The sequence below is a fragment of the Marcopretia estuarina LEGE 06307 genome, from assembly GCF_056633115.1.
On the sequence record NZ_JBSJOY010000004.1, the window covers coordinates 241,188 to 256,083 of the forward strand.

The 14,896-nt window shown below is 68.9% G+C and carries 12 protein-coding genes; 7 read left to right on the top strand and 5 right to left on the bottom strand.

The genetic code is table 11. From position 1 onward, the window contains the following. The first annotated feature begins 74 nt into the window (after positions 1–74). Both tgt and ACWJI3_RS10965 read left to right on the top strand, forming a co-directional pair. Positions 75–1,178, top strand: coding sequence for a tRNA guanosine(34) transglycosylase Tgt (gene tgt / locus ACWJI3_RS10960; RefSeq protein WP_369803071.1), 1,104 nt, complete (start codon positions 75–77; stop codon positions 1,176–1,178). Between the two features lie 44 nt (positions 1,179–1,222). Then, a complete protein-coding gene (locus ACWJI3_RS10965) occupies positions 1,223–1,387 on the top strand; it encodes a photosystem II reaction center protein K (RefSeq protein ID WP_094513972.1) in 165 nt (54 codons plus the stop codon). A gap of 111 nt (positions 1,388–1,498) precedes the next feature. On the opposite strand, the gene ACWJI3_RS10970 is transcribed toward ACWJI3_RS10965, so the two are convergent. Further along, positions 1,499–2,233, bottom strand: a complete 735-nt coding sequence (locus ACWJI3_RS10970; protein ID WP_255100617.1) for a WecB/TagA/CpsF family glycosyltransferase — start codon at positions 2,231–2,233, stop codon at positions 1,499–1,501. A 173-nt stretch (positions 2,234–2,406) separates the two neighbouring features. Between ACWJI3_RS10970 and ACWJI3_RS10975 the strand changes: the two genes are divergently transcribed. Then, the gene (locus tag ACWJI3_RS10975; RefSeq protein WP_480203775.1) at positions 2,407–5,646 is read left to right on the top strand and encodes a glycoside hydrolase family 15 protein; all 3,240 of its coding nucleotides are present in this window, start codon (positions 2,407–2,409) and stop codon (positions 5,644–5,646) included. Here the strand turns inward: ACWJI3_RS10975 and ACWJI3_RS10980 are convergent. The 4 genes from ACWJI3_RS10980 to psaC form a co-directional block, all read right to left on the bottom strand. Beyond that, positions 5,607–6,614 carry a Gfo/Idh/MocA family protein gene (locus ACWJI3_RS10980; protein ID WP_094513644.1) on the bottom strand — a complete coding sequence of 336 codons (1,008 nt, stop codon included), beginning with the start codon at positions 6,612–6,614 and terminating at the stop codon, positions 5,607–5,609. The two genes, ACWJI3_RS10975 and ACWJI3_RS10980, sit on opposite strands and share 40 nt — an antisense overlap. A gap of 54 nt (positions 6,615–6,668) precedes the next feature. Continuing rightward, positions 6,669–7,961 carry a hemolysin family protein gene (locus ACWJI3_RS10985; RefSeq protein WP_480203776.1) on the bottom strand — a complete coding sequence of 431 codons (1,293 nt, stop codon included), beginning with the start codon at positions 7,959–7,961 and terminating at the stop codon, positions 6,669–6,671. Between the two features lie 38 nt (positions 7,962–7,999). Then, positions 8,000–9,937 (bottom strand): glutamine--fructose-6-phosphate transaminase (isomerizing), encoded by a 1,938-nt coding sequence (gene glmS, locus ACWJI3_RS10990; protein ID WP_259730680.1) that lies wholly within the window; start codon positions 9,935–9,937, stop codon positions 8,000–8,002. A 215-nt stretch (positions 9,938–10,152) separates the two neighbouring features. Beyond that, positions 10,153–10,398: a photosystem I iron-sulfur center protein PsaC gene (gene psaC, locus ACWJI3_RS10995; RefSeq protein WP_094513650.1), complete on the bottom strand. Its 246-nt coding sequence runs from the start codon at positions 10,396–10,398 to the stop codon at positions 10,153–10,155. A 147-nt stretch (positions 10,399–10,545) separates the two neighbouring features. Here psaC and acpP point away from each other — a divergent pair, with 147 nt between their 5' ends. The 4 genes from acpP to ACWJI3_RS11015 are packed head-to-tail and all read left to right on the top strand — an operon-like array spanning position 10,546 to position 14,896. Beyond that, positions 10,546–10,788, top strand: coding sequence for an acyl carrier protein (acpP, locus tag ACWJI3_RS11000; RefSeq protein ID WP_094513653.1), 243 nt, complete (start codon positions 10,546–10,548; stop codon positions 10,786–10,788). Positions 10,789–10,796: 8 nt separating this feature from the next. Continuing rightward, positions 10,797–12,044 (top strand): beta-ketoacyl-ACP synthase II, encoded by a 1,248-nt coding sequence (fabF, locus tag ACWJI3_RS11005; protein ID WP_480203691.1) that lies wholly within the window; start codon positions 10,797–10,799, stop codon positions 12,042–12,044. Positions 12,045–12,101: 57 nt separating this feature from the next. Beyond that, positions 12,102–14,117 (top strand): transketolase, encoded by a 2,016-nt coding sequence (tkt, locus tag ACWJI3_RS11010; RefSeq protein WP_480203692.1) that lies wholly within the window; start codon positions 12,102–12,104, stop codon positions 14,115–14,117. Positions 14,118–14,134: 17 nt separating this feature from the next. Next, complete coding sequence (locus ACWJI3_RS11015; RefSeq protein ID WP_480203777.1) at positions 14,135–14,896, top strand: putative 2OG-Fe(II) oxygenase; 762 nt, start codon at positions 14,135–14,137, stop codon at positions 14,894–14,896.

Consider the following 14,896-nt stretch of genomic DNA (forward strand, 5'->3'; position numbering starts at 1 on the left):
CGCGCGCTGATGCCGTGAACCGCTCCGCCCCCGAGGCTGCCGGGCCTGAGGCCGCGGCGCCATTCCGTTTTCAGGTGTCCCACCGCTGCAGCCACAGCCATGCCCGCTGCGGCAGCTTCCACACCCCTCACGGGGTGGTGGACACGCCGCGCTTCATGCCGGTGGGCACCCTGGCCACGGTGAAGGGGGTCACCCCCGAGCAACTGCGCGCCACCAAGGCCCAGATGGTGCTGGCCAACACCTATCACCTGCATCTCCAACCAGGCGAACAGGTGGTGGCGGAAGCGGGCGGCCTGCATCGCTTCATGGGCTGGAGCGGCCCGCTGCTCACCGATTCCGGTGGCTTCCAGGTGTTCAGCCTCGGGGCGATCAACACGATCAACGACGACGGCGTGGTCTTCCGCTCCCCCCGTGACGGCGCCCGCATCACGCTCACGCCGGAGCGGTCGATGGAGATCCAGATGGCGCTCGGTGCGGATGTGGCCATGGCCTTCGACCAGTGCCCCCCCTATCCGGCCAGCGAAACCGATGTGGCGGAAGCCAACCGGCGCACGCACCGCTGGCTGGAACGCTGCATCGCCCACCACAGCCGGCCCGATCAGGCCCTGTTCGGCATCGTGCAGGGGGGCACCCATGCCCACCTGCGCGAAGAATCGGCGCGGGCGGTGGCGGCGATGGGCCTGCCCGGCATCGCCATCGGTGGGGTGAGCGTGGGCGAACCGGTGGAGGCGATGCATCGCATCGTGCGCCAGGTGACGCCGCTGCTGCCGGACGACCGGCCGCGTTATCTGATGGGAGTGGGCAGCTACCGCGAAATGGCGATCGCGGTAGCGCAGGGGATTGATCTGTTCGACTGCGTGCTGCCGACCCGGCTGGGCCGGCACGGCACCGCACTGGTGGGAGGCGAGCGCTGGAACCTGCGCAATGCCCGCTTCCGCCACGACCACACCCCGCTCGATCCCAGCTGCCCCTGCCCGGCCTGCGCCCACCACAGCCGCGCCTACCTCCACCACCTGATCCGCAGCGAGGAACTGCTGGGGCGCATCCTGCTCAGCCTCCACAACCTCACCCAGCTGCTGCGCTTCACCAGCGCCATGGCACAAGCGATCCGCGAGGGGTGTTTTTCAGAGGATTTCGCTCCGTGGGAGCAGGGATCTCCGGCGGCGCACACGTGGTAGCGTCCGAGCCACACAGGTTTCCAAGGCCCGCGATGCCTTTCTCCATGCTGTTCGCCCTCGCGACTGCCAACGCCGCGCCGGGCTCCACCCTGGCCCAGCTTCCCGAGGCCTATCAGGCGTTCGGTCCTCTGGTGGACATCCTGCCGATCATCCCCCTCTTCTTCCTGCTGCTGGCCTTCGTGTGGCAGGCCTCGGTGGGCTTCCGCTGATCTCCTTGTCTGGATCGCGCTCCGCTGATCGCATCCTCTCCGACTTGGTCTTCCGCCGCTAGCGGCAGCTGATCGCCGTGGCAAATGGCTGTGTGGCGATGGCGGGGTGCTTCAGCGCCGTTCCCGGATCACCGCCCAGGCAAAGGCCGGCAAGGCCAGCATCCGCTGCCAGCGGGCCGGTTCCTGAATCAGCCGGAACAACCATTCCAATTGCAGGGCGCCCATCCACCGGGGCGCCCTTTTTTTGACGCCGGCCCAGACATCAAAGCTGCCGCCCACCCCCATCCACAGCCCGCGGCGGCCGTGGTGGACGCGTTGAATCCAGGTTTCCTGGCGGGGCACCCCCAGCGCCACCAGCACCAGATCCAGCTGGGCGCTCTGCAGGGCGTGCTCCAGGCCTGGCCAGGCTTCCGGCGCCTGGTAGCCGTGGATCGTCATCACCAGCTGGAGGGCGGGCAGGCGCCGGCGCAGTTGCTCGCTCAGTGAGGCCATCACCTCCGGGCTGGCCCCCACCAAGGCCACGCGCCAGCCAGCCTCGGCGGCCTGCTGCAGCAGCCGATCCGCCAGCTCGATGCCGGGCGTGCGCCGCACCCGATGCCCCTGCCGGCGGAGGGCCCACACCACGCCGGCGCCATCGGGAATCACCAGCTCGGCGGCATGGATCACCGCGCCCAGCTCCGGCTGCTCCAGGGCGGCCATGGTCATCTCGGCATTGAGGGTGACGATCTGGCCGCCGCCGGCACCATGGAGATCCAGCGCTGCCGCGAACACATCCGGGCAGACATCCACCGGCAGGCCGAGCACCAGGGAACGCCGGCCAGCCAACGGGGTGGATTGTGTGGCCATCGCTGCCTGAGGGCCGTGGGGCCGCGGGAGAGAATGAGTGGAGAGTACCGGTGCCGGTGGCGCCGCGATTCCCGTCGCACGGAGCCGGAGCAGGAATGACAGAGAGCTGGGCGGCGGACACCTGGGGCAGCGGCGATCCCTCCCATGGCCTGCCCGCACCTGAAGCGCCGGTGATGCAGGGTCCCCTGCGGCTGGAGCGGTCCGAGGCCGAAGCGCTGCTTGAGCGGCTCCACGCCCAGATCGACCATGTGGTGCTGGTGCGCCAGCACCCGATCAGCGGACTGCTGCCCGCCAGCACCGCCCACACCGTTCACGGCAACTACGGCGACGCCTGGGTGCGGGACGGGGTGTATTCGATTCAGTGCGTCTGGGGGCTGGCCATCGCCCAGCGGCGCCTGCACGGAGCCGGCACACGCGTGTATGAGCTGGAACAGCGGGTGCTGCAGCTGATGCGCGGCCTGCTCACGGCGATGATGCGCCAGGCCCACAAGGTGGAGCGCTTCAAGCGCAGCCTCGACCGCCTCGATGCCATTCACGCCAAGTTCGAGACCTCCAGCGGCGATCCAGTGGTGCCCGATGACGGCTGGGGCCACCTGCAGCTCGATGCCACGGCGCTCTACCTGCTGCAGCTGGCGCAGCTCACCCGGGCGGGGCTGGTGGTGGTGCGCAGCCATCACGAGCGGGATTTCCTGCAGAACCTCGTGTACTACGTGGCCCGCGCCTACCGGGTGGCCGATTACGGCATCTGGGAGCGGGGTGACAAAGGCAACCACGGCGAACCGGAGCGGAATGCCAGTTCGATCGGCCTGGTGAAGGCGGCGCTCGAGGCGCTCGAAGGGCTGGATCTCTACGGCCCCCATGGCGACGGCCACTGCCGTCTGCACATTCCCCACGACGCGATCGTGCGGCTGCGGCGGGCCCTGCAGGCTCTGCTGCCCCGGGAATCGGCCAGCAAGGAGGTGGACAGCGCCTGCCTGGCGGTGATCGGCTACCCGGCCTGGGCGGTGGACACGCAAGAGCTGGTGGAGCGCACCCGCACCAAGATCCGCCGCGAGCTCGGCGGCGCCTACGGCTACAAGCGCTTTCGCCGCGATGGCCACCAGACCCTGATCGAAGACCACAACCGCCTCCACTACGAACGGGAGGAGCTGGCGCAGTTCGAGAGCATCGAGTGCGAATGGCCGCTGTTCCTGGGCTACGAGCTGGTCACCGCCTGCTGCGAGCAGCGCTGGGAGGAAGCCTGGCGCTGGCGCCGGCGGCTCGAATCCGTGAGCGTGCTGGTGGAGGGCGTGCCGCTGCTGCCTGAGCTCTACCTGGTGCCGGAGGAGGCGATTGCCGCAGAGCGTCGCCAGCCCGGCAGCCAGGCCCGGGTGCCAAACGCGAACGTGCCGCTGCTGTGGACCCAGAGCCTCACCTGGCTGGGGGATCTGCTGCTGCACGGCCTGATCGAGCCCGAGGACATCGACCCCTGCGGGCGGCGGCTGCCACGGCCACTGGGGGCGGAGCAGGTGCTGGTGGCCCTGGCGCCGGCCACAGCCGAGATCGCCGACGCCCTGGAGCAGAAAGGCCTGCCGGTGAGCCGGCCGGATGGCGCCGTGCGCATCGCCAGCTCCCAGCAGCTGGCACGGCGCAAGGCCCAGGTGGGCGCCAACGCCCGGCTCGGTCTCAGCGGCCACCCGCCCGTGCGGATGGAAACCATGGCCACGGCGCGTCTCTACCGCTGCCCGGGCGCCGACGGCGAGGACCCCATCGCCTTCCTGCCCGCCGTGCTGGAGGAGGGCACCTTCTACCTGGCCGATGACCCTGAACAGCTCGCCGACACGGTGGTGAGCGAGCTGCGGGTGCTGATGCGCCAGTGGCGCGGGCCGGGGCTGCCGCTGCTGGTGATTCCCCTCGCCGTGGTGCCCTTCGGCAGGGATCCCGGCGCCTTGCTGCGGCTGGGTGAAAGGCTGCAGGAAGGGCTGGTGGAGGGGGTACCGGTGCGGCTCGACCGCCTCGAAGCCTTCACCGAGCTGGCCGGCTGGGAAACGCTGCCGCCGCTGCCGGCCGCCACCGCGCCGGCGGCCAACAGCCGCCCCCCACTCCTTCAGCAGAGCACCAGCCAGCAACCGCTCACGATCCAGCAGGAGCAGGAACTGGATGACGCGCCCCTGCCGGTCCTCGCAGACCGGCTCTGGAGCAGCACCTCCCTGCCCGAACAGGCCGAGGTGCTGGAGCAGCTGGTGCGGCGGCTCGGCCCCAACGCCATCCTGCAGGGGCCGTTCAGCAGCGGACCGGTGACCCTGCGGGGTCTGGTGGAGGAGGTGTACCGCCGCGGACTGATGACGGGCGACTGGAACGTGGTGCGCCGCTGCGGCGGGCTGATGCAACTGGTGCACCCCCAGCTGGAGGATGCGCTCACCGATCTGCTAGTGCACCAGAAGCAGCTGGTGGTGGGCCGCAACTACACCCGCGACTCGCTGATCACCGAACCACAGGGCAGCGTGGCGATCGCGGCGATGATCCAGCGCTTCAGCGGCGAGGACGGCCGTGAATGGATGCTGCAGCAGGAGCTGCTGCTTGCCCTCGATGGCCTGGCGCGGCTGGAGCCGAAACTGCTGCAGGGCAGCCTCACCCTGCAGCTGGGCCAGCTGCTGCTGCTGCTCACCGGCGAGCTGGCCGCCGAGCAGGATCTCACCCCCGACGAAGCCTTCGAAACGCTCTGCAGCCTCCCTCCCCATGCCATCCGGCGGCGGTTGCGGGCCGTGCTCGCCGACGTGGATCACGCCCGCGAGGCGCTGCTGGCCAAGGAGCAGCTCCACCTGCAGGGGCGGGTGCAGTGGGAAGTGTCGGATCCGATGGAAGATCTCCCCCCCGGCGGCACCAGCTGGCTGCAGCACCGCCAGCGGCTGGGGGCCCTGCAGCGGGTCCCGCGCGATTTTTACGCCGGCATCTGGGACCTGCTGCACCATTGCCGCGGCCTGGTGATCGGCGACAAGCTGGAGCGCCGCAACCGCCTCGAGAGCGAACCGCTGCTGTCGGAGAAGACCCGGGGCGAACGCAACTTCGCCGCGCTGGTGGAGCACCTGCTGATCAAGATCGAAGCGCCGGAATACCGGCAGCTCTGCACGGAAACACTGCTGTCGCTGGTGGCCTTCGTGGGGGCCAACCCCCAGGTGCGCTTCGACGACTACCTGGCCCTCGATGTGGTGATCGGCTACGCGGTGCGGGCCGGCTGGGCCCAGACCCATCCGCACCAGCCGATCGAGAGCTACCCACAGCAGAAGGCGTCGGCCTGGGATCTCTTCTACCGCTCCTCACCGGCCACCTGCCGCCGCTGGCAGATGCTGGCCCTGCGCGACCTGGCGGTGATCCCCCGGTCACCGGCCCCGGCTCAGATGGGCGCGTCGAGGGCCATGCAGAGCGCCGGCTGATCCACCGCCCGCTCGATCAGGTTGGCCAGCAGAAGGGCGCGGGAGGCCTGCTGGCCATCCACCGCCGGGGTTTCCCGGCCACGCACGCACTGCAGGAAGTGCTCCAGCTCGGCGTAGAGCGGCTCGATCGAGGTGGTGCTCACCTCCTCGATGAAGCCATCGTTGCGGTAGAGCAATTCGCCGTGATCGGCCGACACCCACTCGTGGGCGCGGCGGTGGATGTGCAGGCTGCGGTTGAGGAAATCGGTTTCCACCAGGCTGGCGCGGCAGTGAGCGCTGAGGCTGCGGATCTTGCGGTGGGCCATCTTGCTGGCCGTGAGGCTCGCCACCACGCCGTTCTCGAAGCCGAGCGTGGCGTTGACGTAGTCGATCGGGCCTTCGCCGCTGCGCCCGCCGGCCGCCGCCAGCCGCACCACCGGCGCCTGGGCGAGCTCCAGCACCAGGTCGATGTCGTGGATCATCAGATCGAGCACCACCGACACATCGTTGGCCCGATCGGCATGGGGGCTATGGCGGCGGGCTTCCAGCACCACCACTTCCTCATTGGCCACCACCTTGCGCAGTTCGCGGAAGGCGGGGTTGAAGCGCTCGATGTGGCCCACCTGCAGCTGGCGGGCGCTGGCTTCGGCGGCTTGAATCAGGGCGCTGGCCTCCTCCTGGGTGGCGGCGATCGGCTTCTCGATCAGCACGTGCAGGCCGGCCTGCAGGCAGGCCATGCCGACCCGGTGGTGCAGGAGGGTGGGAACGGCGATGCAGACCGCCTCCACCTCACTCAGCAGCGGGCCGTAGTCGGGGAACCAGCGGCAGCCGAACTGCTCGACCGCCAGGCGGCCGCGCTGGGCGTCGGGGTCGGCCACCCCCACCAGCTCCGCATCGCGCAGGAGGCTCAGCACCCGGGCGTGGTGCCAACCCATGTTGCCGATGCCAATGACCCCTACCTTCACCGGCGTGATGGGATCCGTCGTCATCGCGTCACATGCTCACGCGTCAACGGCCCAGACCTCGTTCCTGAGACGGCATTATCAACGATCACCCTGCGCTGCGGGGCCCCGTTCATCGGCAGACCGGCAGGTGATGTGAACCCGCTCAATGCGGGGGCCGTCCATGGCGGTGATCTCGAAGTGGTGGCCCTTCCAGCGCAGGCTCTCTCCGGGCGCCGGAATGTGCTGCAGCCGCTCCAGCAGGAAGCCGGCCAGGGTGTGGTGGCCATCGGCTTCGGGCAAACGGAGGCCCAGCTGCCGGTTCAGCTCGAAGATTTCCAGCTCGCCGGCCACCAGCCAGCTGTCGTCCGGCAGCTGCTGAAGATCGTCGCCACCCTCGTGCTGATCGTCTTCCTCGCCGACGATCTCGCCGGTGAGATCGGCCACCGTGACCAGCCCCTCGGTGCCACCGTGCTCATCAACCACCACCAGCAGCGGCTGGCCGCTGCGGATCAGCGGCAGCAGCTCCGCCAGCGAGGCGGTTTCCTGCACGCGAGCCACCGGTGAGATGAAGGGGGCCAATGGGGTGTCCCCCTGCAACTGGCCGCGGGCGATCGGTTCGGCGAGGCGGCGCAGGTCGAGCATGCCGCGCACGTCGTCCAACGACTGACCGATCACCGGGAAGCGGGCGTGATGGGTCTGATGGACCGCATCCATCAGTTCGGCGAAGCAGGCATCAAGCGGCAGGGTGACCATGCCGGAGCGGGGCACCATCACCTCACGCACCTGCGTGTCCCGCAGGGAGAACACCCCTTCGAGGATGTTGCGCTCATCCGGCATCAGGCCCGTGACGCTGTTCGATTCGATCAGGGTTTCCAGCTCCCCGGCTGACAGTGCCGGCACCAGCGCATCCCAGTTGCGGGGCAGCCCCAGCAGGCGCAACAGCGTCACGGTGACACGCTCGAACGCCGTGAGCAGTGGCGCCAGGGTGCGGCTCACCGACTCCAGCACCGGCGCCAGCCGCAGGGCGGAGGCCTCCGGGCGATGCAGCACCCAGGCCTTCGGGATCAGGCCGCCCAGCAGGGTGGCCAGGCTCACGATCACGGCGAACACCAGCAGGTCGATCCAGGGGCTCTCACCCTCGGGATCGAGGTTGGTCGCCAGGCCGCGCCCCGACCAGCCCAGCGCCACCACCGCCAGCGTGGCGCCCAGCTGGGTGGCCAGCAACGTGCGGCGCAGCCGCTTCTGCAACCGCTCCACCGCCTTGGCGCCCGGCGTGCCCCCGCTGGAGAGCACCTGCACCCGGCTGGGGCGCAGGCGGATCAGGGCAAATTCGGCGGCGGCGAAGAAGCCCAGCAGGGCCACCAGGGCCACCAGCAGGAGACTCAGGCGCAGGACCAGCACGATCGGAGCGTCAGGGGCGAAGGGAAGGGTCACTCCACAGTGACGCTCTTGGCCAGGTTGCGGGGCTGATCGACGTCGAGGCCGCGATGGGCCGCGATGTGATAGCTGAGCAACTGCATCGGGATCACGGTGAGCAGGGGGGAGAGCAGCTCGTCGACGGCCGGCACCGGCAGCAGCACATCGAAGAGTCCGGTGTCGGGGCCTTCCGGCGCCACGCCGATCAGACGGGCGTCACGCGCCTTGGCCTCCTGGGCGTTGGAGAGCACCTTGTCGAACACCACACCTGGCATGGCGATCGACACCACCGGCACACGCGCATCGAGCAGGGCGATCGGCCCGTGCTTCATCTCGCCGGCCGGGTAGCCCTCGGCGTGGATGTAGCTGATCTCCTTGAGCTTGAGGGCCCCCTCCAGGGCGATCGGGTAGTTGATGCCCCGGCCCAGGAAAATCACGTCCTGGGTATCGGCGAACAGGTGGGCCAGCTCGGCGCACTGGCGGTCGTGCGTTTCCACCAGCTGCTGGAGCTGGGCCGGCAGGGCCCGCAGGCCGCTCACCAGGGCCTGCAGCTGGGCCGGGCTGCGGCTGGAGCGCCGCTCGGCGAACGACAGGGCCAGGCCATAGAAGGCCAGCAGCTGGCCCATGAAGGTCTTGGTGGCGGCCACCCCCACCTCGATGCCGGCGCCGATGTCGAGCAGGTGGGGAACCAGGCGACCGAGCGAGCTCTCCGCCCGGTTGGTGATGCCCAGCAACTTCGGGGCGTAGGCGGGATCGGGGATCAGGTCGCGCCGCTCACGCTCCATCAGCAAGGCGGCGAGGGTGTCAGCGGTTTCGCCCGACTGCGTGACCCCGATCGTGAGGGTATGGGGCACCAGCGGCGGCGGTGCGTAGCGGAACTCGCTGGCGTAAAACACCGAGGTGGGCAGGCCGGCCAGCTGCTCCAGCAGGTAAGCGCCCACCATCGAGGCATGGCGGCTGGTGCCGCAGGCGAGGATCTGAATCCGCTCCACCTGCTCGAACACCCCGTCTTCCAGGGGCAGGGCCACCAGGGAGGGTCCGGCCGGGCCGCCGTTCGGCTCGGGCAGGTGACGCGCCACCCACAAGGCCGCCGTTTCCGACTGCTCATGGATCTCCTTGAGCATGAAGTGGCGGAAGCTGCGCTTGTCCGCCACGTGCTCGGTGCCGGTGAGCAGGCGCGGCAGGCGCTGCACCCGGGCACCGGCGGCGTCATAAAGCTCGATGCCGAGGGGCGTGAGCAGGGCCAGCTCGCCGTCCTCCAGCGGCAGGATCGTGCGGGTGAAGCCGGCCAGGGCGGGCGTGTCGCTGGCACAGAGGAACTCCCCTTCGCCAAGACCGATCAGCAGGGGCGCCTGACGCCGGGCCACCACCAGGGCGCCGGGCGTCTGGGCCCACAGCACCGCGAGGGCGTAGGCGCCATGCAGCAGGGGCAACACCTGCTGCAGCGCTTCGAGCAGAAGGGCGCCGCTCGGGATCGCCCCCGCGTCCAGACGCGCCGCCAGCTCCCGCGCGATCAGGTGCGGGATCACCTCCGTGTCGGTGTCGGAGCGGAAGTGGACGCCCTGGGCCTGCAGCTCCTCGCGCAGTTGCCGGTGATTTTCGATGATGCCGTTCTGCACCACCGCCAGCTGGCCGCTGCCATCGAGGTGGGGGTGGGCGTTGCGCTCCTCGGGCTTGCCGTGGGTGGCCCAGCGGGTGTGGCCGATGCCGCAGTTGCCGGGGGCGCCCTGCCGCTCCAGCCGCTGGGCCAGGTTCACCAGCTTGCCCTCGGCCCGCAGGCAGACGAGCTGGTGGGTGCCGGCCGGGTCAGCCGAGGGGGCGGCGGCCCCGGCAGCCATCGACACGGTGGCCAGACCGGCGGAGTCGTAGCCGCGGTACTCGAGCTGACGGAGGCCTTCCATCAAGAGAGGGGCGGCCTCCCTGGAGCCGATCACCGCAACGATGCCGCACATGGGCGATGGGCCGGAATTGGGGTGGTTCTACAGGATCGCCGCTGCCTGGCAACAGTGCCAGGTGCCAGCTGCTGCGAGCTGACAGGTGCCAGGTGCAGGGCCGCCGGCACCCAGGCCGAAGCTTCTTGCGGCAGGCACGCACAGCGGGCAGGGCCCGACATGCAAAAGCCCGGCGTGCGCCGGGCTGGAAGCGCTGCAGAAGGCTGCGCCTGACTTCAGTAGGCCAGACCCATGCTGCGGCTGGTCTCGTCGCCCAGGTAGACGCGGACGCTGAGGAAGTCGGTGGGGCAGGCGGTTTCACAACGCTTGCAACCGATGCAGTCTTCGGTGCGAGGGGAGGAAGCGATCTGGCCGGCCTTGCAGCCATCCCAGGGCACCATCTCCAGCACATCGAGAGGGCAGGCACGGACGCACTGGGTGCAACCGATGCAGGTGTCGTAGATCTTGACGGAGTGGGACATGCCCGACCGGAGGCGAACGGCGTGCGGCCAAGGTACCCAAGGCGACCGAAGCCAAGGCTGGGCCGGCCCGAGGCCGTCATTCTTTTTCATATGGCTCGGGGGCCCGTCCGGGGCGACCCGTAGGATGCGGCCTCCCTCTAAGCGGCCATGTCACAGGAAGCGATCTTCGAGAAAGTGCGTTCGATCGTTGCCGAGCAACTCAGCGTGGATGCCGCTGAGGTCAAGCCCGAATCGAACTTCCAGAACGACCTCGGCGCCGACTCTCTCGACACGGTGGAGCTGGTGATGGCCCTGGAAGAAGCCTTCGATATCGAGATCCCCGACGAGGCCGCTGAAGGCATCACCACCGTGGGTGATGCCGTGACTTACATCCTGGATAAGCAGGCCTGAGGGTGTTGATGGTGGAGGGACTCCACCGCGTCGTGGTCACAGGCCTGGGCGCGGTCACACCGATCGGCAACACCGTTACCGATTACTGGGAAGGCCTGGCCTCGGGGCGCAATGGCGTGGCCGCGATCACCCTGTTCGACGCCTCGCGCCATGCCTGCCGTTTTGCGGCGGAAGTGAAGGATTTCGATCCCGTCGGCATGATCGACCGCAAGGAAGCCAAGCGCTGGGATCGCTTCTGCAAGTTCGGCGTGGTGGCCGCCAAGCAAGCCGTGCTGGATGCCGGTCTCACGATCGACGACACCAACGCCGACCGGGTGGGTGTGTCGATCGGCTCTGGTGTGGGCGGACTGCTGATGATGGAGAGCCAGGCCCATGTGCTGGCCGACCGCGGGCCGGACCGGGTCAGCCCGTTCTGCGTGCCGATGATGATTCCCAACATGGCCGCCGGCCTGGCCGCCATCGCCCTGGGGGCCAAGGGTCCGAGCAGCGCCGTGGCCACCGCCTGTGCCGCCGGCTCCAACGCCATCGGCGACGCCTTCCGCCTGATCCAGATGGGCCTGGCCGACGCCATGGTGTGCGGCGGCGCCGAATCGGCGATCACTCCACTCGGGGTGGCGGGTTTCGCCAGTGCCAAGGCACTGTCGTTCCGCAACGACGACCCCGCCACCGCCAGTCGCCCCTTCGATGCGGAGCGCAACGGCTTCGTGATCGGCGAAGGGGCCGGGATTCTGGTGCTGGAAAGCCTGGATCACGCCACCCGGCGCGGCGCCGAGGTGCTGGCGGAGATCGTCGGCTACGGCATGACCTGCGATGCCCACCACATCACCTCCCCCACACCCGGTGGGGTGGGTGGTGCCGAAGCGATGCGGCTGGCCCTGCGTGATGCCCGCCTCGACGCCGAAGCTGTGGATTACGTGAATGCGCACGGCACCAGCACCCAGGCCAACGACAGCAACGAAACGGCCGCCATCAAGGCCGCGCTCGGTCCGCACGCGCTGCGCACACCGATCAGCTCCACCAAATCCATGACCGGCCACCTGCTCGGCGGCAGCGGCGGCATCGAAGCCGTCGCCGTGGTCAAGGCGATGGAGAACAACCTCATACCCCCTACGATCAACTTCCAGAATCCGGATCCGGCTTGTGATCTGGATGTCGTGCCGAACCAGGCGCGGGAACAGAAACTGAACGTCGTGCTCTCGAACTCCTTCGGGTTTGGTGGTCACAACGTCTGCCTCGCATTCCGCAGGAAGCCCTGAACGCCCCCGTTCAGCCGTCCTTCAGGAAGCCCTCACACCACCCCCCTCCTCTTCGCCATGGTCGCTGCCCCTTCAGTGGACACCTTGTCCATCGACACCCTCTGCATCAACAGCATCCGCTTCCTGGCGATCGATGCCGTCAACAAGGCGAATTCCGGTCACCCGGGCCTGCCGATGGGCGCAGCGCCGATGGCCTATGCGCTGTGGGACAGGGTCCTGAAGCACAACCCCAGCAACCCCGGCTGGTTCAACCGCGACCGCTTCGTGCTCTCGGCCGGCCACGGCTGCATGCTGCTCTATTCGCTGCTGCACCTCACCGGCTACGACAGCGTGGGGCTGGAGGACATCAAGCAGTTCCGCCAGTGGGGCTCCAAGACCCCCGGCCACCCGGAAACCTTTGAAACCGCCGGTGTCGAAGTCACCACCGGCCCTCTCGGCCAGGGCATCGCCAACGCCGTGGGCCTGGCGATCGCCGAAGCCCACATGGCAGCGCGGTTCAACAAGCCCGGCGTTGAGCTGGTTGATCACTACACCTACGTGATCATGGGCGACGGCTGCAATCAGGAAGGGGTGGCCAGCGAAGCCGCCTCCCTGGCGGGCCACCTGGGCCTGGGCAAGCTGATCGCCCTCTACGACGACAACCACATCACGATCGACGGCAACACCGCGGTGTCGTTCACCGAAGACGTGATGAAGCGGTACGAGGCCTATGGCTGGCACGTGCTGCATGTGCCCGATGGCAACACCGATGTGGCGGCGATCACCAAGGCGATCGAGGAGGCCAAGGCGGTCACCGACAAGCCCAGCCTGATCAAGGTCACCACCACCATCGGCTACGGCTCCCCCAACAAAGCCAACACCGCCGGTGTGCACGGCGCCGCCCTCGGCGCTGACGAAGCCGAGCTCACCCGCAAGGCCCTTGGCTGGTCGTATGGACCGTTCGAAGTGCCCCAGCAGGCCTACGACCACTGGCGCCAGGCTCTCAGCCGCGGTGCCGCCGCCGAAGCGCAGTGGAACGCCGACCTGGAGACCTACCGCTCCCAGTACCCCACCGAGGCAGCTGAATTCGAGCGCCAGCTGCGTGGCGAGCTGCCCGAGGGCTGGGAAGCCAAGCTGCCCACCTTCACCCCCGCAGACAAAGGTCTGGCCACCCGCCAGCACTCCTACAACGTGCTCAACGCCGTGGGACCCAGCCTGCCGGAGCTGATCGGCGGCTCCGCCGACCTCACCCACTCCAACCTCACCGACATCAAGGGCGAGGCCAGCTTCCAGAAAGGCGGCGAAGCCAATCGCTACCTGCACTTCGGCGTGCGTGAGCACGCCATGGCCTCGATCCTCAACGGCCTGGCTTATCACGGCAGCGGCCTTGTGCCCTACGGCGGCACCTTCCTGGTGTTCGCGGGCTACATGGTGGGCGCCATGCGCCTGTCGGCCCTCAGCGAGCTGGGCGTGATCTACGTGCTCACCCACGATTCCATCGGCCTCGGCGAAGACGGCCCCACCCACCAACCGGTGGAAACCCTTGCCTCGCTGCGTTCGATCCCCAACATGCTGGTGATGCGTCCCGGCGATGGCAACGAAACCAGCGGCGCCTACAAGGTGGCGATCAGCAACCGCAAGCGCCCCACCGTGCTGGCCCTCAGCCGCCAGGCGATGGTGAACCAGGCCAACTCGTCGATCGATCAGGTGGCCAAGGGCGGCTACGTGCTGATCGACTGCGACGGCACCCCCGATCTGATCCTGATCGGCTCCGGCACCGAGCTCGACCTCTGCGTCAAGGCCGCCGAGCAACTGAGCGCGGATGGCAAGCAGGTGCGCGTGGTGTCGATGCCCTGTGTGGAGCTGTTCGAGGAGCAGGACGCCAGCTACCGCGAAGCGGTGCTGCCCGCGGCGGTGCGCAAGCGCCTCGTGGTGGAGGCCTCCAGCTCGTTCGGCTGGCACAAGTACTCCGGTTTCGACGGTGACACCGTGTCGATCGATCGCTTCGGTGCCTCCGCCCCTGGCGGTGTGTGCCTCGAGAAGTTCGGCTTCACGGTCGACAACGTGGTGGCGAAGGCGAAGGCCCTGGGCTGAGCCGTTCCGCCATGCCGATGGAGATGCTCGAGCTGTTTCCGCGTTACGTGCTCACGGGCACGTTGCCGGTCGGCACGCTGGAGCCTCTCCTTTCCCTGGCGGAGCGGGTGCTGGCCGATACCGGCCTCACCAGCGATGCCTCCGCGAAGCTCGCCGGCCAGTTGCAGCAGCAGCGCGAGCTCGGTCCGCAGTTTCCGGAGATCACGGCCCTGTGCAGCGAGGTGGTGCTGCCCGCCTGCGAGCGCTGGCTGCGCCACGTGATGGAGCGGCAACCGCCCCAGGGTCGCGGCCCCTGGCATCCGGGCCGCTACGGCCTGCAGATGATCGACATCTGGCTCAACAGCCAGCAGGCCGGTGACTACAACCCGGTGCACACCCATGGCGGCTCGTTTTCCGGCGTGCTGTTCCTGAAGGTGCCACCGCAGATCAACGGCACCAGCTTCGACGGCCAGCTCTGCTTCCACGGCCCGGAGGAGTGGCACATCCAGAGCTTCCGTACCGGTATGGCGCACTACGTGCAGCCCGTGCCGGGCACCTTCTATGTGTTCCCGGCCTGGCAGCCCCATTCCGTGCCGCCCTTCCGTGGCGAAGGCGAGCGCTGGTCGCTGGCCTTCAACGTGCAGGCGGTTCCCGCGCCGCCAGGGGGGCAAGGAGCCCAGGCCGCTGCGGCCGTGCCCCGCGGCCGCCTGGAGGTGGGCCCGGCCCTGCCAGTGCCGCCCCCGGCCAGCGGCAACGTGTCGCTGTCCTCCACCAGGAAGCGGCCCGGCGGCTTTGCCTGA